The sequence below is a fragment of the Sphingomonas aerophila genome (assembly GCF_014199305.1).
Classification (GTDB): domain Bacteria; phylum Pseudomonadota; class Alphaproteobacteria; order Sphingomonadales; family Sphingomonadaceae; genus Sphingomonas; species Sphingomonas aerophila.
This window is the reverse complement of record NZ_JACIJK010000002.1, coordinates 255,023-274,346: the sequence shown is the minus strand read 5'-3', so window position 1 is coordinate 274,346 and position 19,324 is coordinate 255,023. Positions and strand designations below refer to the sequence as shown.

The 19,324-nt window shown below is 65.6% G+C and carries 20 protein-coding genes and 1 tRNA gene; 12 read left to right on the top strand and 9 right to left on the bottom strand.

Features of this window, described 5'->3' with window-relative positions; translation table 11 throughout:
* Positions 1 to 25: 25 nt before the first annotated feature.
* From FHS94_RS04060 to FHS94_RS04050, 3 genes are all read right to left on the bottom strand, one after another.
* A complete protein-coding gene (locus FHS94_RS04060; protein ID WP_184054929.1) occupies positions 26 to 1,210 on the bottom strand; it encodes an acyl-CoA dehydrogenase family protein in 1,185 nt (394 codons plus the stop codon).
* Complete coding sequence (locus tag FHS94_RS04055) at positions 1,207 to 3,219, bottom strand: 3-hydroxyacyl-CoA dehydrogenase NAD-binding domain-containing protein (protein ID WP_184054927.1); 2,013 nt, start codon at positions 3,217 to 3,219, stop codon at positions 1,207 to 1,209. The genes FHS94_RS04060 and FHS94_RS04055 overlap by 4 nt, the downstream gene beginning before the upstream one ends.
* 95 nt (positions 3,220 to 3,314) lie before the next feature.
* On the bottom strand, positions 3,315 to 4,544 hold the full coding sequence (locus FHS94_RS04050; RefSeq protein ID WP_425506156.1) for a serine hydrolase domain-containing protein: 1,230 nt from the start codon (positions 4,542 to 4,544) through the stop codon (positions 3,315 to 3,317).
* 168 nt (positions 4,545 to 4,712) lie between these two features.
* Here FHS94_RS04050 and FHS94_RS04045 point away from each other — a divergent pair, with 168 nt between their 5' ends.
* Positions 4,713 to 6,419 carry a class I adenylate-forming enzyme family protein gene (locus FHS94_RS04045; RefSeq protein WP_184055286.1) on the top strand — a complete coding sequence of 569 codons (1,707 nt, stop codon included), beginning with the start codon at positions 4,713 to 4,715 and terminating at the stop codon, positions 6,417 to 6,419.
* Between the two features lie 9 nt (positions 6,420 to 6,428).
* On the opposite strand, the gene FHS94_RS04040 is transcribed toward FHS94_RS04045, so the two are convergent.
* Positions 6,429 to 7,508 carry a patatin-like phospholipase family protein gene (locus tag FHS94_RS04040; protein WP_184054922.1) on the bottom strand — a complete coding sequence of 360 codons (1,080 nt, stop codon included), beginning with the start codon at positions 7,506 to 7,508 and terminating at the stop codon, positions 6,429 to 6,431.
* Positions 7,509 to 7,557: 49 nt separating this feature from the next.
* The gene (locus FHS94_RS04035) at positions 7,558 to 8,877 is read right to left on the bottom strand and encodes a M20/M25/M40 family metallo-hydrolase (RefSeq protein WP_184054920.1); all 1,320 of its coding nucleotides are present in this window, start codon (positions 8,875 to 8,877) and stop codon (positions 7,558 to 7,560) included.
* Between the two features lie 159 nt (positions 8,878 to 9,036).
* On the opposite strand from FHS94_RS04035, the gene FHS94_RS04030 reads away from it, so the two are divergent.
* Together FHS94_RS04030 and FHS94_RS04025 are read left to right on the top strand one after the other, a co-directional pair.
* Positions 9,037 to 10,218, top strand: coding sequence for an AI-2E family transporter (locus FHS94_RS04030; protein ID WP_246348367.1), 1,182 nt, complete (start codon positions 9,037 to 9,039; stop codon positions 10,216 to 10,218).
* Positions 10,219 to 10,263: 45 nt separating this feature from the next.
* Positions 10,264 to 10,340: transfer RNA gene (locus tag FHS94_RS04025), tRNA-Asp, on the top strand.
* Between the two features lie 57 nt (positions 10,341 to 10,397).
* Here the strand turns inward: FHS94_RS04025 and FHS94_RS04020 are convergent.
* The 4 genes from FHS94_RS04020 to FHS94_RS04005 form a co-directional block, all read right to left on the bottom strand.
* On the bottom strand, positions 10,398 to 10,604 hold the full coding sequence (locus FHS94_RS04020) for a DUF2842 domain-containing protein (protein ID WP_184054916.1): 207 nt from the start codon (positions 10,602 to 10,604) through the stop codon (positions 10,398 to 10,400).
* Positions 10,601 to 11,095 (bottom strand): 5-formyltetrahydrofolate cyclo-ligase, encoded by a 495-nt coding sequence (locus FHS94_RS04015; protein WP_343055154.1) that lies wholly within the window; start codon positions 11,093 to 11,095, stop codon positions 10,601 to 10,603. The genes FHS94_RS04020 and FHS94_RS04015 overlap by 4 nt, the downstream gene beginning before the upstream one ends.
* Positions 11,096 to 11,308: 213 nt before the next feature.
* On the bottom strand, positions 11,309 to 11,614 hold the full coding sequence (locus FHS94_RS04010) for a cell division protein ZapA (RefSeq protein ID WP_184054912.1): 306 nt from the start codon (positions 11,612 to 11,614) through the stop codon (positions 11,309 to 11,311).
* Positions 11,614 to 11,796, bottom strand: coding sequence for a hypothetical protein (locus tag FHS94_RS04005; protein WP_184054910.1), 183 nt, complete (start codon positions 11,794 to 11,796; stop codon positions 11,614 to 11,616). The genes FHS94_RS04010 and FHS94_RS04005 overlap by 1 nt, the downstream gene beginning before the upstream one ends.
* A 123-nt stretch (positions 11,797 to 11,919) precedes the next feature.
* Between FHS94_RS04005 and gap the strand changes: the two genes are divergently transcribed.
* From gap to efp, 9 genes are all read left to right on the top strand, one after another.
* Positions 11,920 to 12,930 (top strand): type I glyceraldehyde-3-phosphate dehydrogenase, encoded by a 1,011-nt coding sequence (gap, locus tag FHS94_RS04000; RefSeq protein WP_184054908.1) that lies wholly within the window; start codon positions 11,920 to 11,922, stop codon positions 12,928 to 12,930.
* A gap of 106 nt (positions 12,931 to 13,036) precedes the next feature.
* Positions 13,037 to 13,447: an MOSC domain-containing protein gene (locus FHS94_RS03995; RefSeq protein WP_184055284.1), complete on the top strand. Its 411-nt coding sequence runs from the start codon at positions 13,037 to 13,039 to the stop codon at positions 13,445 to 13,447.
* On the top strand, positions 13,444 to 14,631 hold the full coding sequence (locus FHS94_RS03990) for a phosphoglycerate kinase (RefSeq protein ID WP_184054906.1): 1,188 nt from the start codon (positions 13,444 to 13,446) through the stop codon (positions 14,629 to 14,631). The genes FHS94_RS03995 and FHS94_RS03990 overlap by 4 nt, the downstream gene beginning before the upstream one ends.
* A 31-nt stretch (positions 14,632 to 14,662) precedes the next feature.
* Positions 14,663 to 15,568, top strand: a complete 906-nt coding sequence (locus tag FHS94_RS03985) for a fructose bisphosphate aldolase (RefSeq protein WP_425506155.1) — start codon at positions 14,663 to 14,665, stop codon at positions 15,566 to 15,568.
* Between the two features lie 45 nt (positions 15,569 to 15,613).
* Complete coding sequence (gene thiE, locus FHS94_RS03980) at positions 15,614 to 16,291, top strand: thiamine phosphate synthase (protein WP_184054902.1); 678 nt, start codon at positions 15,614 to 15,616, stop codon at positions 16,289 to 16,291.
* Positions 16,292 to 16,800: 509 nt separating this feature from the next.
* Complete coding sequence (locus FHS94_RS03970; protein WP_246348339.1) at positions 16,801 to 17,850, top strand: L,D-transpeptidase family protein; 1,050 nt, start codon at positions 16,801 to 16,803, stop codon at positions 17,848 to 17,850.
* Between the two features lie 4 nt (positions 17,851 to 17,854).
* The gene (locus FHS94_RS03965) at positions 17,855 to 18,046 is read left to right on the top strand and encodes a hypothetical protein (RefSeq protein WP_184054898.1); all 192 of its coding nucleotides are present in this window, start codon (positions 17,855 to 17,857) and stop codon (positions 18,044 to 18,046) included.
* Positions 18,043 to 18,630 carry a peptidoglycan DD-metalloendopeptidase family protein gene (locus FHS94_RS03960; protein WP_184054896.1) on the top strand — a complete coding sequence of 196 codons (588 nt, stop codon included), beginning with the start codon at positions 18,043 to 18,045 and terminating at the stop codon, positions 18,628 to 18,630. The genes FHS94_RS03965 and FHS94_RS03960 overlap by 4 nt, the downstream gene beginning before the upstream one ends.
* A gap of 124 nt (positions 18,631 to 18,754) precedes the next feature.
* Entirely contained in the window at positions 18,755 to 19,318 is a 564-nt protein-coding gene (efp, locus tag FHS94_RS03955) for an elongation factor P (protein ID WP_184054894.1), read from the top strand.
* The last annotated feature ends 6 nt before the right edge of the window (positions 19,319 to 19,324 follow it).

Genomic DNA, 19,324 nt, shown 5'->3' with positions numbered 1-19,324 from the left:
TATGTCGGGGTGACGGCATGATCAGTCAGGCTCCTGGCAATTCCAGGATGCGCTTAGCGATGATGTTGAGCTGGATCTCCGACGTGCCGCCCTCGATCGAGTTGCCCTTGGTACGCAGCCAGCCGCGGCTTACGGCGCCGCCGTTGGACCGCTCGCTTTCCCATTCCAGCGCGTCCGATCCGCCTGCGGCCATGACCAGCTCGTGACGCGTCTTGTTCAGCTCGGTTCCATAATATTTCATCATCGATGGCTGGGCAGGGTGGGCGCGACCAGCCTTCAGCTCATCGATAAAGCGTTCGGACATGGCGCCGAATGCCTGCGCGCGCACCTCGAACAGCGCGATGGACGCACGCAGCAATGGGTCGGCGAGGCGCCCGTCCGCGTCGAGTCCGATCGTGGCGATCGCCCCCGCCACCAGCGGGTTGGCGCCGCGGCCGCCCAGGCCCATGCCGCTGATCATCTCCCGCTCATGGCCGAGCAGGTATTTTGCGACGTCCCAGCCCTTGTTCTCGTCATGGATGCGGTTCGCCTTGGGCACCCGCACATCGTCGAAGAAGGTTTCGCAAAAGGGAGAATAGCCGCTGATCAACAGGATCGGCTTGGTCGACACGCCCGCCGTTTCCATGTCGAACAGCAGGAAGCTGATGCCGCCCTGCTTAGATTCCCTAGACGTGCGCACCAGGCAGAAGATCCAGTCCGCCTTGTCGGCATAGCTGGTCCACACTTTCTGCCCGTTGACGATGTAGTCATCGCCGTCGGGCACCGCGCTAGTCTGCAGTCCGGCCAGGTCGGAGCCGGCATTGGGTTCCGAATAGCCCTGGCACCAGCGGATCTCTCCGCGCGCGATCGGGGGCAAATGCTCCAGCTTCTGTGCTTTGGTGCCATATTTCAGCAGCGCCGGCCCGAGCATGGAAATGCCGAAGGAGTTGAGCGGATTGCGGGCGCGGATCGCTGCCATTTCCTGACGCAGGATCTTGGTCTGCTCGGCGGACAGGCCGCCGCCGCCATATTCGGTCGGCCAATCTGGCACGGTCCAGCCGCGTTCGGCCATGCGGTCCAGCCACTGTTTCTGCGCTGGACTGGATGGCTGGAAGTTGCGGCCGCCCCAGCAGATATCGGCATCCGAGCGCACGGGCTCGCGCATTTCGGGCGGGCAGTTCGCCTCCAGCCAGGCGCGGGTGTCGGCGCGGAACGTGTCGAGGTCGCTCACTTGATTGCTCCCGACTTGAGACTTTGCGCGACGGTAAAGCCGTGGCGTTCCAGCCCGGCCACGACCTTGTCGTACCCCTCGGTCTTGGCCCAGAACATCGGGCCACCGCGATAGACCGGCCAGCCATAGCCGTAGATCCAGACCACATCGATATCCGACGCACGTTGCGCCTTGCCTTCCTCCAGTATCAGCGCGCCCTCGTTCACCATCGGGTAAAGCGTGCGCTCGACAATCTCCTGGTCGGTAATCTCGTGCTGCGGGGTCCCTGTCTTCTCCCGCCATTCTTTGATGATCTCCGCGACCCGTGGCGAAGGCGAAGGCGTCCGCTTCTCGTCATAATCGTAGAAGCCGGCCTGGCGCTTCTGCCCCCAGCGCCCTTCGGCGGCGAGAGCGTCGCGGACATTCTCGATACGGTTCGGGTCGCGATGCCAGCCAATATCGACGCCGGCGAGGTCGGCCATCTGGAACGGGCCCATCGGCATGCCGAACTCGACATGGACGCGGTCTATCTGCTCGGGCGTTGCGCCTTCCAGCAGCAGCTTGTTGGCCTCTACCTGGCGCGGCATCAGCATGCGGTTGCCGATAAAGCCATAGGTGACGCCGGCAACAACGGCGACCTTCCGGATTTTCTTGGCCAGATCCATGACGGTCGCCAGCACGTCGGGCGCGGTCTTGTCGCCGCGAACCACCTCCAGCAGCTTCATGATGTTGGCGGGCGAGAAGAAGTGCATGCCGAGCACGTCCTGCGGGCGGGCCGTGCAGGCTGCGATCTCGTTTATGTCGAGATAAGAGGTGTTCGATGCCAGGATAGCGCCCTGCTTCGCGATCTGGTCGAGTCGGGTGAAGATATCCTTCTTCACGTCCATGTTCTCATAGACCGCTTCGATGATCAGGTCGCAGTCGGCGAGGTCGTCGAAGCTGAGCGTCGGGGTCAGCGCACCCATCGCGGCCTCGACCTGTTCGGGCTTCATCCGGCCCTTGGCAGCGGTTGCTTCATAGTTCTTGCGGATGACGCCGGTGCCCCGGTCGAGCGCGTCCTGCGCCATTTCGACAATGGTGACGGGGATGCCGGCGGACAGGAAGTTCATGGAGATGCCGCCGCCCATCGTGCCGGCACCGATCACGCCGACGCGGCGGATTGGCCGAAGCGGCGTATCGGCGGGAACATCGTCGATCTTTGACGCCTGCCGCTCGGCGAAGAAGATGTGGCGCTGGGCGGCGGACTGGGTGCCAAACATCAATCGCATGAACTCGGTGCGCTCGAACTGGACGCCCTCATGATAGGGCACCTCGGTCGCCTTCACGACGCAGGCGATGTTGGCGGCTGGTGCATCAAAGCCACGGAACTTGCGCGCGTTGGCCTTCTGGAACGCGGCAACGGCTTCAGGATCGGGCGCCAGCGATTTTTCGGACGCACGGGGCAGGGGGCGGTGACCCTTGATGTCGTTGGCAAAGGCAAGCGCGTCTGCGGCGAGGCTGTCCTCACCCACCAGCTTGTCGATCAGGCCGGCGTCGGCCGCCTGCTTGGCGGAGATGGTGTCGCCGGTGGCCGTCATCCGCAGCGCAAGCGCCACGCCCGCGACACGCGGAAGCCGTTGAGTACCGCCAGCGCCAGGCAGCAGTCCCAGCTTTACCTCCGGCGTGCCTAGCTTCGCGGAGGGCACCGCCACGCGATAGTGGCAGGCGAGCGCCACCTCGCACCCGCCGCCCAGCGCGGTGCCGTGGATCGCGGCTACTACGGGCTTGTCCGACGCTTCGATCATGTCGACCAGCGCGGGCAGCGGCGGGTCCTGCATCGGCTTGCCGAATTCGGTGATGTCAGCGCCAGCGAAGAACGTGCGACCATCGCACCGGATCACCATTGCGTGAATAGAGGCGTCGGCGACGCCCTGCTTGATCGCAGCTTCCAAGCCCTGCCGAACCGCAGCGCCCAGCGCGTTCACCGGCGGGTTGTCGGAGATGATGACTAGAACGTCACCGTGGCGCTCCGTGCGGATTGGTGAAGTCATTCTTTTGGCTCCTCTCTGTGCTCCTGCTGGGCAGGACCTTGGGCCCAACGGCCCGCTTGTGGCTTGCTCTCCCGCTTGCGGCAGGAGCGCTGGCGTTATGTCAGTGCCGCGTAGATCATGGTCTTGAGCTCACGGCGGATGGGATACAGCATCGACGGGCTGAACTGGGTCATGAAGACCATACTCACCCGTTCAACAGGGTCGATGAAGAAGGCGGTCGAGAACATGCCACCCCAATAATACTCGCCGACGCTGCCCGGCATCATGGTGCGAGCTACGTCCTGCGTCACGGCAAAGCCGAGGCCGAAGCCGGTTCCGGCATTCTGCGCCTCGCTGAACAGCGATTTCGACATGGTGGTCAGGTCACCACCGCCGGGCAGGTGATTTTGCGTCATAAGGTCGACCGTCTTTCGGCCGATCAACCGCACGCCGTCCAACTCGCCGCGGTTCAGGAACAATCGACAAAATCGATGATAATCGAGTGCGGTGGATACCAGCCCGCCGCCGCCCGATATGAGCCTGGGCGCGCGGATCCAGGCGCTGGCCTCGCCTCGGTCGTAGAGCACGCGTGTCTTGTCCGGTGACAATGCCCAGCAGTCGGTCAGCCGCTCGACCTTGTCCGCCGGCACGTGAAAGAACGTGTCATCCATGCCGAGCGGGGCGAAAATGCGATCGCGAAAGAATGTCGCGAGGTCAGTGCCAGACACCCGCTCCACCACGGCGCCGAGCACATCGGTCGCGACGGAATAGTTCCAGGCGGAGCCGGGCGAGAACTCGAGCGGCAACTCTGCAAGCGCCTCCACGAAGCCCTGCAGGTCATGGCCGCCGTGCCAGCTTTCCAGTTTGGACTGACGATGGGCAAGGTCGATATTGGACCGGTTCTGAAAGCCATAGGTGAAGCCGGCTGTGTGGCGGAGAAGGTCGACCATGCGCATCGGTTGATCGAGCGGTCGGGTGACAAAGGGCGCTTCACCGCCGCCCGACTGGTACACGCCCACCTTGGCCAGCGCCGGCAAGACGTGATGGACAGGCGTGTCGAGCGCGACGCGCGCTTCCTCGACCAGCATCATGAAGGCAAGGCTGGTGACCGGTTTCGTCATTGAAGCGATGCGGAACAGCGAGCGCTCGTCAACCGGAGCATCGCTGCCGTCGCGAGCCGGACCCTGGTGTGAGAAGTGCACCACCTCACCATCGTGGGCGACCAGCAACTGGGCGTGCGGCAGCCTGCCCGAGTCGAGGTAGCGCTCTTTCAGAAAAACATCGATCGCGCCAAGGCGTGCCGGATCGAAGCCGGGTCGAGATGTCGTCCCTTTTATCGTCCCCACGTCATGCCCCGTCTCCATACCCCCGCTTCGAAACGTTGAACCACCTATTGCCTCCGCCGAGGTTTGAATCAACTATAACCGCAATGTGACGGGACAAACCCGTTCTTCGACCGGAGCGATTCTGTGGCCAGCGACCCCGCCTTTGCGCTTCCCTCCTCATGGCCCGCCATGTCGCTGGCCAAGGCGCAGGCGCTGCTGACCGCCCCAGGCCAGCCGTTCGAGATGACGACTGCAACAATCAGGGGCGTCGAAACCCGGGTCTGGAAAAACGCGCCGCCCAGCCTCCGCGCGCTGATCGACGCATCGCGGGGGCATGGCGATCGCCTGATGACGATCTATGAGGACGAGCGCATCAGCTATGACGCCAACCACCGCGCGACGGCGGCGCTGGCCGCGCATTTGTCGAACCTGGGAGTCGGCAAGGGTGATCGCGTCGCGCTGGCGATGCGCAATTTGCCCGAATGGCCCGTCGCGTTCTTCGCGATCGTCAGCATGGGCGCGATTGCGGTGCCGTTGAACGCGTGGTGGACGGGCGAGGAGCTTGCCTATGGATTGCGCGACTCGGGCGCTCGCGTCCTGATCGCCGACGGTGAACGTCACCACCGGTTGGGCGAGCACTATTCCGACTTGCCCGAGCTGGAGCAGGCCCTTGTGTCGCGGGCCACTACGCCCCTGGAGGGCAATGCTGGCCGGTTGGAGGCAGTGATCGGAACGCCGCACGACTGGGCGCGGCTACCCTCGGCCGAACTGCCGGAGGCGGCCATCGAGCCGGGCGATGGGGCCGCGCTGTTCTACACCAGTGGTACCACTGGCGCGCCAAAGGGTGCGCTGCTGACCCACCGCAACCTTTGCACCAACATCCTGTCCGGAGCCTACAATTCCGCCCGGTCATTCCTGCGGCGCGGCGAAGGCATTCCAGCTCCCTCCCCGCGCGTCGTGCTGACGGTTATCCCCTTGTTTCACGTCACGGCATGCTCGGCCGGGATGATGCCGGCGATCGCAGCCGGTAATACTGTCATCTTCATGCGCCGTTGGGACACGGTGCGGGCCATGGAGATCATCGAGCGTGAGCGGGTCAACATCACGGGCGGGGTGCCGACGATCGCCTGGCAGTTGATCGAACATCCCGACCGGGCGCGCTACGACCTGTCGAGCCTGGAAGCGATCGCCTATGGGGGCGCGCCCTCCGCCCCCGAACTGGCGCAGCGCATCTATGCCGAATTCGGTGCCTTGCCCGGCAATGGCTGGGGGATGACGGAAACCTGCGCCACGGTGACCGGCCATGCGGGCGAGGACTATCTTGCCCGACCGACCAGTTGCGGCCCGGCGGTGCCCGTCGCCGACCTGCAAATTCGCGCCGATGATGGCACCACTGTCCTGCCGCCCGGCACAGTGGGAGAGCTATGGGCGAGAGGGCCGATGATCGCCGCCGGCTATTGGCGCCGGCCCGAGGCAAGCGCCGAAACCTTCGTCGACGGCTGGGTCCGCACCGGCGACCTCGCGCGGCTGGACGAGGAGGGCTTCTGCTTCATCGTCGATCGAGCCAAGGACATGGTGATCCGCGGCGGCGAGAACATCTACTCGATTGAGGTGGAGAACGTGCTCTACGCCCATCCGGCCGTTACAGATTGCGCGGTGATCGGGTTGCCGCACCGAAGCTGGGGCGAGGAGCCGGCGGCGGTGGTCCATCTTGCGCCTGGTGAAACTGCCAGCGAGGCCGAATTGCAGGCCTTTGTCGCGGCCAGGCTTGCCGCGTTCAAGGTGCCCGTCGCCATTTGCTTCGTGACGGATACCCTGCCGCGCAACGCCAATGGTAAGATCATGAAGAAGGACCTCAAGGCCCTTTTCGCCGATCGTGTCGAGGCGGCCGCCTGACGGCCGCGGTCAGCGAGTGCGGCCGGGTGTCATGGACCAGCCAAGTGGCTCGCCCGTGCCGCCGACGACATGGAGGCCCGGCCTGCCCACGGGCATCCGCCCATTGACCAGGTGATCCAGCGCCAGCTCCATCGCTTGCCGTCCCGAGTCCCACCGCTGTCGCACCGTTCCGGGTGAGAAGTCGAACGCCTTGCCCGCGACTTCGCGCGACTGGTCAGCATAGCTGATGTGGACGAGGGTGATGGCCGGGACCGGGTCGCCGGCCTGCTCACGCGCGGCGAACAGCGCTTGCCAGGCGGCGATGGTGCGGCGGCTCTGCGCGGCGAACATCAGGTCCTGGGCGCGACCGATTGCTTCGCCCAGGGTGGTCGGGCGTGGTGCCTGCAACGGCAACAGGTCGACGGCGAGGCAAAGCAAGGGCGATGACTGCTGCCCGTCCTGTTCGGCCGCGAGGATCGTGTCGAGCGGCAGATTCGCCGACATCCCCGCGTCCCCGTACAGGTGCCCGTCGATCTCAACTCCCGGGAAAGCAGGCATCAGCCCACCACTCGCCAGCACATGGTCGGTTGTGAGCGGCGTTGCGCGATCGAATACGACGTCCTCCCCCGTTTCGATGTCCACCGCGGTTGCTGCAAATCGGATCGGGCCCTCATTCAGGCAGCGCAGGTCAACCAGCTCATCGAGCGAGGTCCGCAGGGGAGCGTTGCTGAACAGGCTCGGGACTGACACCCGCGGGTCCCACCAGTCTGGCGACAGGTGGGTTCTGGGCGCGAACACCCGATAATGGCCGGTCGCGAGGGCGAGGCTGGCGGCCGCCGTTCGGCGCGCCGTGTCGGTCGCGGGCATGTCCGCCGTCAGGTCCCGCCCAGGGTTCCAGAAAGTCATGAGCCGATCCATCTGTCGCTCGGCCGGATTGCCCGCGATCAGGGCGCCGTTGACCGCCCCGATCGACGCCCCGACGATCATGTCGGGCTGAACGCCGCGGGCATGCAATGCCTCATAGGCACCGGCCTGGAAGGCACCCAAAGCGTTTCCGCCGCTGAAGGCAAGGGCGATGCGGGTTTCGACTTCCGGAACGATGTTGGTCATCGCGTGGTAGCGTCGGGCGCGGCCTATCGTTCCGGCGTCGGTGATCCGCTCAGCGCGCGGTCCCGGGTGCCGGCCGCGGAGGGACCCCGGCGAACGTCACCAGGCTCTCCGATCCATCGGTCGCCAGCGCGGACACGCCAAAAAAGTGATCATCGATGTTCACACGCGGCAGGTCGAGCAGCGTCGCCGATGCCGGCACGTCGCGGCTGTCCGTCCAGGCGTTGCCGTCTCCGCGGCGCCAGCGGATCCGGTAGCCGGCAGCGGCCGGCACCGCGGCCCAGGTCACGCGCGTGTCGTCGCTGAGCGCGCCTGCGATGGAGGCGCGGGCCGGCGCCGCGGGTGCGGCGGCGAGCTGACGCAGCAAGGCCATGTTGAGCTGCGTCACCTTAGCGAGGTACGGGAAATCCACGAACTCGATTGTGTCGCCATAGCGGCGCGCGCCCTCGGTGCGGATCGTCTGATGCTGGCGATCATAGTTCTCGGTCGCTTCGGTGAACCGGATCGCGGGGAATCCAGCCTCAAGGAACGGCAGATGGTCGCCGCCGCGCTGGAAGCGGTCGGCACGGCGGATTGCGACTGCTTCAAGTCCGATCCCGCGGTCTGCGGCGGCAGCGCGAACGGCGGCCTTTGCTAACGCACGCGAGGGGCCGTCGTCCTCTGCCCCGATCGCGCGCTGTCCCTTGGGGTCGGCGTCCGCGGACGAGCCGATCCCTTCGGAAAACACGCGCACAAGGTTGTCGACGTGCTCACCACCGATGCCGTGGGTGTTGCCAACAATGTCGTTGTTGAGCACGGCCGCGACCTGCCAGCCACGCGCCTTTGCCGTTTCGGCCAGCAACTGCCCGCCCCACAGGCCCTGCTCCTCGCCAGACAGCGCCGCGTAAACAATGGTGCCCGCGAGCTTTTCCCGGCTGAGCAGGCGGGCGGCCTCCATCACCAGAGCAACGCCAGAAGCGTCGTCATTGGCGCCCGGGGCATCCGTCGTCACGTCCATGACGTCGTTGACGCGGCTGTCGATATGGCCCTGCACGATCACCACGCGGTTCGGATCGCCGGTGCCCCGCTGGACCGCGAGCACATCCTCCACCCGGACGCCGTTCGGCGCGCGCGGGCCCGTGAAGCTGCGGCCGATCGTTTCAACCTTCAGGCAGCCGCCACAATCGCGCCCGATCGCCTCGAACCGAGCGGCGGTCCAGCGGCGGGCAGCGCCGATGCCGCGATTGGGATCAGTGGTGGTCGACAGCGTGTGCCGGGTCCCGAAACCAACCAGCGCGCTGGTGGTGCGCTTCAGCGCGGCGGGATCGGCACGTGGCGCGGGGCCGGCAGCGACGAGCAAGGGGGCGGCAAGGAGGAGAAGGCGCGGGTTCATGGCCCTTTCGTGCCCTGCGGCGATGACGTCGGCAAGGTCCAAATCGGCTGCATGCCGGGTGACAGGATGCCCTTGCGCCCGCTACGGTGAGGCATGGCGGATCCAGCTTCAAGCGATACCCTGTTTCCCTCGGCCGAAGAGGAAGTGTCCGCTGCCGCCATGGTCGCGGCCAATGGCGGCGTGGGAGAGATCGGGCGCATCGCGGCGCGGCGGGACCGCCTGCTGGCGGCCTTGGTGCTGGTGGCGAGTGTCGGGCTGATGCTCGCCGTGCCATTCGCGCTGAAATCCGGCGCGGAGTTCTTTCTGCCGGTCACCGTCGCGCTGGTGATCGCAATCGCGATGGTCCCCGTGCTGGAATGGCTGGAGCGGCGCGGCGTACCGTCCGCGCTGGCCGCCATCCTGTGCATTTTGCTGTTCCTGATCGCCGCCAATGTCGCGATTGCCGCCATCGTGGTGCCGGCGACGGATTTTTTCAGGCTGCTGCCGACCCGGATCGATCGGATCCAGAACAATCTGGCGCCGCTCCTGGACCTGTATTCCAACCTGGAAAAGTACGTGAACCGGACCCTGCGGGCGGTTGCGGACGCACCGGTTCGGCGAACGAGCAATGCGGCCGTCGCGCCGCCCAGTTCGATCCTGGAACTCGCGGCTACGTCGGCTCCGGCGCTGATCGTGCAGTTCATCTTTGCCGTGCTGGTCGTGTTCTTCTTTCTATCGGGTTGGACGCGGATGCGGAAGCGCACCATCGCCGGCCGGTCGAGCTTCGACGGCGCCATGGCAACCGCGCGGGTGATCCAGGACGTGGTCGATGACGTGTCCGCCTATCTCGGCACGATCACGGTCATCAACCTGATCCTTGGCGGGATCGTGGCGGGCGCGTTGTACCTGCTCGACATGCCTTATCCGTTAATGTGGGGCGGAGTCGTCGCGCTGCTGAACTATATTCCATATTTTGGACCGGTGGTGGCGGCGTTCCTGCTCGCGATCGGCGGGCTGATGACCTTTGCCGATATCTGGACGGCGCTGGTGCCGCCCGCGCTCATGTATGGTTGCCACCTGATCGAGGCCAATCTGGTCACGCCCTTCGTAGTCGGGCACCGGCTGACGATCAGTCCGCTGCTGATCCTCGTCTCGCTCAGCTTCTGGAGTTGGGTGTGGGGCACCACGGGCGCGCTGCTCGCCGTGCCGCTGCTGATCATCATCCAAACGGTCGCGGGTGCGGCGGGCAAACCCGACATCGCCGGCTTCCTGTTCGAGCATGGCACGCTGGTCCAGCCCGCGCGCGAGCGTCGGCGGTGGCGATTTGGCGGAAGTGGCGAAGATGACGAAACAGGCGGTTGACACCCCCCGGACCCTCGCCTAGTTGGCCCTCCACAACGCTTCCAAGCGGGTGTAGCTCAGTTGGTTAGAGCGCCGGCCTGTCACGCCGGAGGTCGCGGGTTCGAGCCCCGTCACTCGCGCCACCCTTTCTAATGGGTGGCGCTTTTTCTGAAGCGTTTCGGTGACATCGCAAGCAGCGCTCAGCGCCAGCGACCAGTTTCCATCCACAGCAGCAACGGTTTCAGCGGCGCGATCCACACGATCCCTGTGACCAGGTAAAAGCCGAGCTGGAGCGGCCACGCCCAGTTGCCAACCAGTGCGGACGCACTGGCGATCAGGATTGACCAGACGGCGATCAAGGCCAGAATGATGAAGATGCCAGCGGGCTTGCGCCAGGTTGGGGTCATGCAGGTGTAATCCATTCTGTATCGGTGGCGATGGCGTTGAGCGGAACGTCCCATGGGTCGCAAGGTAGTTGCGCAACTTCCTGAATCGAAAAGGCAACGCCGACCCGCCAGGCCTGCGGGTATTCGGCAAAGGCGCGGTCGTAATGGCCGGCGCCCTGGCCGAGGCGATTGCCGGCGCGGTCGAACCCGACAAGGGGCGTCAGGATGATGTCCGGCGTAACCCCGGGTGCGTCAGGGGATAGCTGTTGCAGCCCGAACGGACCGGGCAGAAGCGTTCCGCCATCCCAGGCAAGAAAGATCATCGGTGTCGCCCGGTCGATCACATAGGGCAGGGCAAGGCGACAGCCCGCCGCCTGTGTCGCAGCGTTGAGCAGCTGCGGATCGGCCTCTCCGCCGACCGGGTGATAGGACGCAACCGTCAGTCCGGGACGCAGCCGATCAATGAAAGCCTGGGCAGCGGGCACGATGCGGCCAGCCGCACCCCTGCGCACGGCCCGGAGGCTGCGGCGCAAATCGTTCTTAACGCTGGGAGCGGGTGGCGGGACCGCCATGGCCGTTTGCCGAAATATCCTCTGACGCCCGGTACGTCAGGTGGGGACCATATACGTCAGACCAGGATCTGTGCAGGGACAGCCCCCATGGATGATGAATAGCCTCAGGGATAATCGATGGCTCGTACCGGGCAGTGCCCGCCATCATCTGATCTAGGCGCTCGGAGGCGTTTGCTCAAGGGCTGACGCGAGCCGCTCCAGCCGATCGGCGATCCGCGCCAGTGCTGCGTCGCTTACCGCGGCGCCAACAGGCGGGCGCCGTTCCAATTCGTCCAGGTCGTCGGCGAGCATTAGGGCGACAAGAAGAAAGGCGCGTTCGCTGTTCAGCCCGGCCGCGCGCTCCGCTGGTGCCCAGCGCTCATCGATCATCGCGGCGAGCTGGCGCACGCGATCCTCTTCGCCATCGCGGCAGGCGATCCGATGCGGTCGGCCGCCAATCGTGATCGAAATCTCTGCCATTATTCCTCCGGCCGCCGGGCTATGACATCGTCCAGCGCGGCGACCGCTTCCGCCATGCGCGCCCGCAGCGCCTCATGACGGGTGGAAAGGTCGCGGGCGTCGGCGGCGCGAGCGGCAACGGCAGCCTCGATCCGAATGATCGCGGCCTCGATCCGGTCGGCGGCGGTGGAGGGCTCTGCCATCGGCGCGCGATAGCATGGAGAGACGACGCGACAAGCGGGTTTTCATACGCCGTGGGAATGGTTGACAGGCCCCGCTGCGGGCCGTCAAAGGCCTCCCAACCTCACTTCGGGAGCGAGCAGGCGATGACGGTCAAGGTTGCGATCAATGGCTTCGGGCGTATCGGTCGCCTGGTCGCGCGCGCGATGCTGGAGCGCGGCGATGAAACGCTGGAGCTGGTGACGATCAACGACCTGGCCGATGCCAAGTCGAACGCCTGGCTTTTCAAGCGCGACAGCATCCACGGCATATGGCCAGGCTCCGTGACGGCCGAGGGCAATGACCTGGTCATCGATGGCAAGCGCATCCGCGTCACTGCCGAGCGCGATCCCGCCAACCTGCCGCACCGCGAGCTGGGCGTAGACCTGGTGCTTGAGTGCACCGGCTTCTTCACCGATCGCGACAGCTGCCAGAAGCACCTGGATGCCGGCGCGAAGAAGGTGCTGATCTCCGCGCCGGGCAAGAAGGTGGACCTGACCGTCGTATACGGCGTCAATCATGACAAGCTGACCGCCGAGCACACCATCGTGTCGAACGCGAGCTGCACCACCAACTGCCTGGCGCCAGTCGCCAAGGTGCTGAACGACAGCATCGGCATTGAGCGTGGTCTGATGACCACGATCCACGCTTACACCAACGACCAGAAGATCCTGGACCAAATCCATCCCGACCTGCGCCGTGCGCGCGCGGCGGCAATGAGCATCATCCCCACCACCACCGGCGCTGCCCGCGCGGTTGGCGAGGTGCTGCCGGAGCTGAAGGGCAAGCTCGACGGGTCGGCGGTGCGCGTGCCGGTGCCGGACGGCAGCCTGGTCGACCTGACCTTCCAGCCAGGGCGCGACACGACGCGGGACGAGGTGAACGCGATCCTGAAGGCGGCGGCGGAGAGCGGTCCCTTGCAGGGTGTGCTCGAATATACGGACGAGCCGCTGGTCTCGATCGACATCCAGCACACGCCGGCCTCGTCCACGGTCGACAGCCTGGAAACCGCGGTAATCGACGGCAAGCTGGTCCGCGTGGTCAGCTGGTACGACAATGAATGGGGCTTCTCCAACCGCATGGTGGACACCGCCACCGCGATGGCAAAGTTCCTCTGACGCGGTGAACGCGCCGTCCCGGCTCCTGACCGGCGAGGCCCCGCTCGGCGACACGCTGACGGGCGTTCTCGCCGGTATCGCGCGCCACGCTTACCCGAAGGCACCGATGGAGGTGCTGACGGAGGCGACAGTGACGGTCGAGGCCGGGATCACGGGCGACTTTCGCGGGGCGGTAAAGCCGGGCGGCAAGGGCAGGCGGCAGGTCACGCTGATGGAGCGTGGCGATTGGGACGCCGCCATGCGGGAGTTGGGCCATTCGCTTCCCTGGCAGGAGCGGCGGGTTAACCTGCTGGTCGACCATCTCGATCTGCCACAAGTCCCTGGCGCGCTGATACGCGTGGGCGCCGATGTCGTGCTGGAAGTAACGGTGGAATGCGACCCGTGCCATCGCATGGACCGGATCATCCCCGGCCTGTTCGCGGCGTTGATGCCGGACTGGCGCGCGGGCGCGTGCACACGAGTGAAACAAGGCGGCCGTATCGCGGTCGGCGACCTGATCAGGATCGAGATACCATGAGCAAACCGTTCAAGACGCTGGACGACATGGGTGACGTCACGGGCAAGCGCGTGCTGGTCAGGGAGGACCTGAATGTGCCGATGGCGGACGGGGCCGTTACCGACGACACGCGGCTGCGCGCGACCATCCCGACCGTGACCGAATTATCCGACCGGGGTGCGATCGTGCTGGTGCTGGCCCATTTCGGCCGACCCAAGGTGCCGAGCCCGGAATTCTCGTTGGCGTTGGTGACCAAGGCGTATGAGACGGTGCTCGGCCGGCCGGTCCGCTACATCGATTGGGAGGGCGACACGGCCGCAGTCGCGACCTTGCAGCCGGGCGACATTGCCGTGCTGGAGAACACGCGCTTCTTCGGCGGCGAGGAAAAGAACGATCCCGCCGTTGTCGAGCGTTTCGCTGCGCTGGGGAACCTATACGTCAACGACGCCTTCTCCGCCGCGCATCGCGCACACGCCTCGACCGAGGGGCTTGCCCACCGCCTGCCGGCTTTTGCGGGCCGAGCCATGGAGGCGGAACTCGACGCGCTGGACAAGGCGCTGGGCAGTCCCCAGCATCCGGTCGCGGCGGTGGTTGGCGGGGCAAAGGTGTCCACCAAGCTCGACGTGCTGAAGCACCTTGTCGCGCGCGTCGATCACCTGATCATCGGCGGGGGTATGGCCAACACCTTTCTTGCGGCGCGCGGCGTCAATGTCGGCAAGTCACTGTGCGAGCATGACCTGACTGGTACCGCGGACGAGATCATGGAAGCGGCCGACCGGGCCGGCTGTACCGTGCACCTTCCTTACGACGTCGTTGTCGCGACCGAGTTTCGCGCGAACCCGCCGGTCCGCACTGTCAACGTGCATGAGGTCGCGCCGGATGAGATGATCCTTGACGTCGGTCCGGCCGCGGTCGAGTCGCTTGGCGATGTGCTGAAGAACTGCCGTACGCTGGTGTGGAACGGGCCGCTGGGCGCGTTTGAGACGCCGCCCTTCGACACGGCAACCGTCGCACTCGCACGCACGGCGGCAGCGCTGACAGGTGATGGTAGCCTGGTGTCGGTCGCTGGCGGTGGCGACACGGTGGCAGCACTCAACCAGGCGGGTGTCGCAGACCAGTTTACCTTCGTATCCACCGCGGGTGGTGCCTTCCTGGAATGGATGGAAGGGCGTGAGTTGCCAGGAGTGGCCGCGCTGACGCGTTGATCGGTTAGTATAACGATACGGGGGAGAGATGATGGACAAGGCTGCCATGACCGCCAGGATCGCCGACGGGCGGGGCTTCATCGCCGCGCTCGACCAGAGCGGCGGATCGACCCCCAAGGCGCTGGAAGGCTATGGCATTGCAGAGGGCTCCTGGTCGACCGACGAGGAGATGTATGCGCTGATCCACCAGATGCGCGCCCGGATTATCACCTCACCCTCATTCACGGGTGACAAGGTGGTGGGCGCGATTCTGTTTGAGCGCACCCTGGACGGCCAGGCTGCCGGCAAGCCGGTGCCCCATGCACTGCACGATCGCGGGGTGGTGCCGTTCCTGAAAATCGACAAGGGCCTGCAACCGGAGGCAGACGGCGTTCAGTTGATGAAGCCGATACCCGGACTGGGCGACTTGCTCGACCGGGCGCGCGGGTTGGGCGTGTTCGGGACCAAGGAACGTTCGGTCGTCAACCTTGCCAACAAGAACGGCATCGACGCAATCGTGCGCCAGCAGTTCGAGGTCGCGCGAGAGGTCCTGGCCCACGGCCTCGTCCCGATCATCGAGCCCGAAGTCAACATCAAGAGCCCGGAGCGCGGGGCGGCGGACGTCCTGCTGCGCGACGGCCTGCACGAGGCCTTGGACGGGTTGACCGGCGACGACCAGGTCATGCTCAAGCTGTCGCTGCCCGAAACCCCGGGTCTATACGACACGCTGGTCGACCATCCGCGCGTGCTGCACGTCGTGGCTCTGTCTGGTGGCTATCACCGCGCCGAGGCCTGCGCCGAGCTGGCCCGCAACCGCGGCGTGATTGCGAGCTTCAGCCGTGCCTTGCTGGAGGACTTGCACGTCGACATGGGCGAGGATGCCTTCGATCGGGCGCTGAGCGAGGCGATCGAGGAGATCTATCAGGCTTCGGTCCACAAGGCCGTGGACCCTGCCTGAAAGCAAGTGCTTTCGCGGCGAAGCTTGGAGCGCTAACCGGCGGGGATGACCGATGACCCGCTTGGACCGATGGATCCAGACTTCGCCGCCAACTTCACGCGCGATGTGCGCCGGCCGCCGTGCCAGCTGTATCTCGTGTCGCCCCTGGACGTGGGCGGCGGCTTCCCTGAGCGGCTGGCGCGCGCACTCGATGCCGGGCCCGTCGCGGCGTTTCAGTTCCGGGTAAAGGACGTTGGCCAGCATGACGCCGCACGGCTGGCGGAGCCGTTGCAGCGCGTCTGCGCGGATCGCGAGGTCGCCTTTATCGTCAACGACTCGATCTCGCTGGCCAAGCGGCTGGGTGCGGATGGCGTGCATCTGGGCCAGGATGATGGAGACCCCCGGGAGGCGCGGACGGCGCTCGGCCCGAACGCCCAGATTGGCGTGACCTGTCACGACAGCCGGCACTTGGCGATGGAAGCGGGGGAGGCAGGCGCCGACTATGTCGCGTTCGGCGGTTTCTACCCAACCACGACCAAAGAGGTGAGCCATCGCGCCGATCCGGTCATCCTGTCCTGGTGGTCAACGGTGTTCGAGCTGCCCTGCGTCGCGATTGGCGGCATCACGCCCGCCAACGCGGCCCCTCTGGTGGCGGCGGGCGCGGACTTCCTGGCGGTAAGCGGGGCGGTTTGGAACGGCGATGAGGCTGCGGCGGTGCGGAATTTTGCGGACCTGCTCGGTTAACGGCGGACCAGCACCACACCCGCAAGGACCGACGCTGCACCCGGCAGGGAGATACTGTTACTGGCCTTGCCTTGAGTTCCAGCCCGGGCTGGTCACGCACAATGGCCGTCGCGAGCTGGCTTGAGGGGGCTATCTTCAGGGTAGTCCCAAAGCCCAGGCGCGACGCAGCGAAGGCATCGCCGCGACAGAGCCGGCGCTGTAGCAGCCGCCCAGACGGAGTAGACAAGGCCGGCGATGACGGCTCAGGCTGACGGCAGCGCCGCCGCGCCGACTAGGAACGAGACCAGTGCCGCTACCAGAACTGATCGGACGCCGCAGGCGAGCGCCGACTTTGTGGGCGGCTGCAGAGCGGGGGCTCTTCCGGCTGCGAGGATGGCTAGCCCGGGAAAAAGGGCGGGTACGTCAGGCCCCGATGGACTCGCCTGGAACGCGTCACGCGGCACCGGCTCGGAAACCATGGCCGGTCACGTCGGTTATGTCGTCAGCGTAACAGTGACGGAAGGGCAGTTATGACGAAAACGGTTTTGGCAGGTATCCTGGCGTCGACGGCGGCAACAGCGGCAATGATGACCGGAGCAATCGCCCAGCCTCAGCCGCAGACGTCGAACAGTTCCTCCCCGACGGCCACACCCGGCAAGCCGCCACTCGACCTGTCGCTGCTGCATGTGCAGGTCATCCTCGATCACCTGGGATTCTCTCCGGGAATCCTCGACGGGCGTGAGGGCATTTCACTCACCGCCGCGATCAAGGGCTTTCAGGAAAGCCGGGGCATGCCGATCACCGGCAAGGTCGACCAGACCCTGCTTCGCGCTCTTTATCCGTATCGCCAGTTGCGGCCCGTAAAGACCATTGCGCTGACACAGGATATGCTCGCGGGGCCATACGCGCCCAACATCCCGAAGGACGAGGACCAGCAGGCCAAACTTCCCGGCCTTTATTACCGGGCCCCGGTCGAGAAGCTGGCGGAGATGTTCCACACTACGCCCGAGGTGCTGCAGGAGATGAACGCTCCTGGCACCAGGCTGACCCTTGGGACGCGCGTCAACTTTCCCAACGCACTACCAGGGGCCCGCAACTACGATCCAAAGCTGCGCCCCGATTGGCGGGCGACACTGAACACGCTGAACGTCGATTCGAACCAGCCGCAGGGCGCCAAGATCGTGGTCGACAAGTCGGACGGTGTGCTCCGCGTGCTGGACAAGGCGGGCAAGCTCGTGGCGCAGTTCCAGGTCACGACGGGAAGCGAGCACGACCCGCTGCCGCTTGGTAGCTGGAAGGTGACAGTGGTCGACTATAATCCCAAGTTCCACTTCAACCCGGACCTGTTCTGGGACGCCAAGAAGAGCGACGATCCCGCCATGTTGCCGGCCGGGCCGAATGGGCCGGTCGGGGTGGTCTGGTTCGACCTGACCAAGGAGCATTACGGCATCCACGGAACGCCCGAGCCGCGGACGATTGGACGCACGACCAGCCATGGCTGTGTGCGCCTGGCGAACTGGAATGCCGCACGGCTGTCGCTGATGGTGAAGCCGGGCGTGCCAGTGGTCTTCCAGGCCTGACGCCGTGAGCAGGCTCGGCTGGATCATCGCGCTTTTCGTGGTTCTGCTGGTGGGCGGATTCCTGGCGCTGACCAGGTTCGGCGGGCCCGCGCCGGCGTCGGCCGCGCCGGCTCTGCCGACTGCCCTCAACTCGGCTGAGCCGGCGTCCGGGCCAACAGACACGGCTGCGCGTGAGGTGAATGGAGTGGCCAAGTGACCAGGGTCGGCTGGATCGTCCTTGGGATCATCGTGCTGCTGTTCGCCGGCTTTGCGTCACTCACCCGTTTTGGCGGCTCCTTGCCACTGGGTCGTCCGAGTGCCGATCCGGCGACAACGGTGCGCTCTGACGCTGCAGGTGGCGACCTGGTCGTGCCGGTGGCCGGGGTCGCTCGGGAGAGTCTCCAGCGCAATTGGGGCGATCCGCGGGAAGGGGGTCAGCGGGCACATCATGGGCTCGACATCATGGCGCCCCGGATGACGCCCGTTCTCGCGACGGCGCCGGGCCGGGTTGAAAAATTATTCCAGAGCGGGCTGGGCGGCACGACGCTTTATCTGCGCTCCGCCGATGGCAGCACGGTTTATTACTACGCTCACCTGGCCGGGTATGCGCCGGGCATCGCAGAGGGACAGCAGGTCTCGGCCGGGCAGCCATTAGGCTTTGTTGGCGACACGGGCGACGCGGGCGCAGGTAATTACCACCTCCATTTCGGCGTCCAGCGTATGCAACCGGGACAGCGCTGGTGGCAGGGTGAGGACGTCGACCCCTTTCCGCTGCTTGCCCCACGCGTGGCGTCCCGCTAGACGCGCGACGTTCTTTCACTTCCGTTCGCCCCGGGCGTGTCGACGGGCTGTTCTTTTTCGGCAAGGCCGATGGGCGCAGAGCGGGGGCACGGCCGGCGCAGCGGCCCATCAGCAGGTTACGGCCATGAAGATCAGCGGCGTGGACATTCGTCCCGGCAACATCATCGAGTATGAAGGCGGCATCTGGCGCGCCGTGAAGATCCAGCACACCCAGCCCGGCAAGGGCGGCGCTTATATGCAGGTGGAGCTGAAGAACCTGCGTGACGGCCGCAAGAACAATGTCCGCTTCCGCTCGGCGGAAACGGTGGAGCGCGTCCGGCTCGACACCAAGGATTTCCAGTTCCTGTTCGCTGATGGCGACAGCCTGGTGTTCATGGACAAGGACACCTACGACCAGGTGAGCCTGCCGCGCGACCTGCTGGGCGACGCCGCGGCGTTCCTTCAGGACGGCATGGACGTCGTGATGGAGCTTTATGACGAGGAAGCCATCAGCGTGCAGCTGCCCGACACGATCGAAGCGACCATCGTCGAGGCCGATGCCGTGGTGAAGGGGCAGACCGCCTCCTCCTCCTACAAGCCGGCGATGCTAGACAACGGCGTTCGCGTCATGGTGCCGCCGCACATCGCCGCCGGCACGCGCATCGTTGTAGATGTGTATGAGCAGACCTACGTCCGCCGCGCGGACTGATTATTA

Bases quoted from the DNA above. Each gene is read 5' to 3' on its own strand.
- FHS94_RS04055 (WP_184054927.1), bottom strand. From the start codon at position 3,219: ATGACTTCACCAATCCGCACGGAGCGCCACGGTGACGTTCTAGTCATC.
- FHS94_RS04045 (WP_184055286.1), top strand. From the start codon at position 4,713: ATGTCGCTGGCCAAGGCGCAGGCGCTGCTGACCGCCCCAGGCCAGCCG.
- FHS94_RS04040 (WP_184054922.1), bottom strand. From the start codon at position 7,508: ATGACCAACATCGTTCCGGAAGTCGAAACCCGCATCGCCCTTGCCTTC.
- FHS94_RS04035 (WP_184054920.1), bottom strand. From the start codon at position 8,877: ATGAACCCGCGCCTTCTCCTCCTTGCCGCCCCCTTGCTCGTCGCTGCC.
- FHS94_RS04030 (WP_246348367.1), top strand. From the start codon at position 9,037: ATGGTCGCGGCCAATGGCGGCGTGGGAGAGATCGGGCGCATCGCGGCG.
- FHS94_RS04020 (WP_184054916.1), bottom strand. From the start codon at position 10,604: ATGACCCCAACCTGGCGCAAGCCCGCTGGCATCTTCATCATTCTGGCC.
- FHS94_RS04010 (WP_184054912.1), bottom strand. From the start codon at position 11,614: ATGGCAGAGATTTCGATCACGATTGGCGGCCGACCGCATCGGATCGCC.
- FHS94_RS04005 (WP_184054910.1), bottom strand. From the start codon at position 11,796: ATGGCAGAGCCCTCCACCGCCGCCGACCGGATCGAGGCCGCGATCATT.
- gap (WP_184054908.1), top strand. From the start codon at position 11,920: ATGACGGTCAAGGTTGCGATCAATGGCTTCGGGCGTATCGGTCGCCTG.
- FHS94_RS03995 (WP_184055284.1), top strand. From the start codon at position 13,037: ATGGAGGTGCTGACGGAGGCGACAGTGACGGTCGAGGCCGGGATCACG.
- FHS94_RS03990 (WP_184054906.1), top strand. From the start codon at position 13,444: ATGAGCAAACCGTTCAAGACGCTGGACGACATGGGTGACGTCACGGGC.
- FHS94_RS03985 (WP_425506155.1), top strand. From the start codon at position 14,663: ATGGACAAGGCTGCCATGACCGCCAGGATCGCCGACGGGCGGGGCTTC.
- thiE (WP_184054902.1), top strand. From the start codon at position 15,614: ATGACCGATGACCCGCTTGGACCGATGGATCCAGACTTCGCCGCCAAC.
- FHS94_RS03970 (WP_246348339.1), top strand. From the start codon at position 16,801: ATGACGAAAACGGTTTTGGCAGGTATCCTGGCGTCGACGGCGGCAACA.
- efp (WP_184054894.1), top strand. From the start codon at position 18,755: ATGAAGATCAGCGGCGTGGACATTCGTCCCGGCAACATCATCGAGTAT.